This window comes from Campylobacter sp. CNRCH_2014_2452 (genome assembly GCF_025772865.1).
GTDB classification, from domain to species: Bacteria; Campylobacterota; Campylobacteria; order Campylobacterales; family Campylobacteraceae; genus Campylobacter_D; species Campylobacter_D lari_D.
In genome coordinates this window covers 1-990 of record NZ_JAKMSX010000031.1, presented here as the reverse complement: position 1 = coordinate 990, position 990 = coordinate 1, and the positions used below count along the sequence as shown (strand labels likewise).

Annotated in this window: 1 protein-coding gene; it reads left to right on the top strand. The window is 34.0% G+C overall.

The window, feature by feature from the left end:
- Positions 1-117: 117 nt before the first annotated feature.
- A partial coding sequence (locus L8X38_RS08385; RefSeq protein WP_318529591.1) for a flagellin hook IN motif-containing protein occupies positions 118-990 on the top strand: 873 nt, incomplete at its 3' end.

Here is a 990-nt window from a genome sequence, read left to right as displayed (position 1 = left end):
AACTCTTTAAAACAACTCTTTAAAACAACTCTTTAAAACAACTCTTTAAAACAACTCTTTAAATTTGGAACATTTATTGCTTTAAAAGTTCTAAGCAATATTTTGAAAGGATTTAAAATGGGTTTTAGAATAAACACCAACATAGGTGCAATGAATGCACATGCAAATTCAACTATCACAGCAAGAGAGCTTGATAAGTCTTTATCAAGACTTAGTTCAGGTCTTAGAATCAACTCTGCAGCAGATGATGCTTCAGGTATGGCTATAGCAGATAGCTTAAGATCACAAGCTGCAACTTTAGGTCAAGCGATAAATAATGGTAATGATGCTATAGGTATTTTACAAACAGCTGATAAGGCTATGGATGAGCAGCTTAAAATCTTAGATACTATCAAAGTAAAAGCTACTCAAGCAGCACAAGATGGACAAAGCACTAAAACAAGAAATATGCTTCAAGCTGATATTAATCGTTTGATGGAAGAACTTGATAATATAGCTAATACTACAGCATTTAATGGCAAGCAACTTTTAAGTGGAAACTTTATAAATCAAGAATTCCAACTAGGTGCACAGTCAAATCAAACTGTAAAAGCTAGCATAGGGCCAACTCAAAGTTCTAAAATAGGTGTAACTAGATTTGAAACAGGCTCACAAGCTAAAGATAGCGGTATAGCTCAACTTACTATTAAAAATTATAATGGAGTAGATGATTTTAAATTCCAACCTGTAGTGATTTCTACTTCAGTAGGAACAGGTATGGGAGCTTTAGCTGAAGAGATTAATAGAGTAGCTGATATTACAGGTGTTAGAGCAAATTTCTTAGTTGAAACTACAGGTGTTGGCCCTATAAAAGCCGGTGCTACAAGTGATGATTTTAAGATTAATGGTGTAACCATAGGTAAAATAGAATACCAAGATAGTGATCAAAACGGCTCTTTAGTAGCTGCTATAAATTCGGTTAAAGATAGCACAGGAGTAGAAGCCTCAAGA